The sequence below is a fragment of the Caulobacter sp. GW821-FHT09A05 genome (assembly GCF_059418465.1).
In genome coordinates this window covers 1-620 of record NZ_JBWKPX010000070.1, presented here as the reverse complement: position 1 = coordinate 620, position 620 = coordinate 1, and the positions used below count along the sequence as shown (strand labels likewise).

General features: G+C 67.4%; 1 protein-coding gene. It reads left to right on the top strand.

What is annotated here, in order from left to right; all coding sequences use genetic code 11:
• Nucleotides 1–181: 181 nt before the first annotated feature.
• On the top strand, nucleotides 182–620 hold a 439-nt coding region (locus AC07NX_RS26210), incomplete at its 3' end, for an IS110 family transposase (protein WP_494646060.1).

Here is a 620-nt window from a genome sequence, read left to right as displayed (position 1 = left end):
GCGTCGTCCTCGTATGATGGACGAACGATCGACTGATGAGGTTTGATCGCGGCGGCTGGAAGCTCGCCGTCCGTCCGTGGGGCTGGACCCCGCTGTCAAGCAAGAGCTCCAGCCGTCTGTCGTCGTGTAACTCCGGACAGTTGCCCGAGCCCAAGAGCTCGCATGCACGAGGTGGGAGATCATGAACAAGCAAGCGACCTGGATCGGGATCGATGTTTCCAAGGACCGGCTGGACGCGGCCGCGTCCAGCGGCGAGCGGCTGAGCGTCTCGGCCGATGATCTGCAAAAGCTGGTGAGTTGGGTGGGCAAGCGCCGCCCGGACCTGATCGTCCTGGAGGCGACCGGCGGCTACGAGCGCGAGGCGGTGGCGGCGTTGTTGGCTAAGGGCTGGGCGGTGGCGGTGGTGAACCCCAGGCAAGTGCGCGACTTCGCCCGCGCCACCGGGCGCCTGGCCAAGACCGACGCCATCGACGCGGCCGTGCTGGCCGCCTTTGCCCAGGCCGTGCAACCCGAGCCGCGACGGCTGCGGGACGCCCAGACCGAGGCGCTGCGGGATATCGTTGTGCGCCGCCGACAGCTCCTGGATATGAAGAAGGCCGAAAAGAACCGCCTGGAGACCG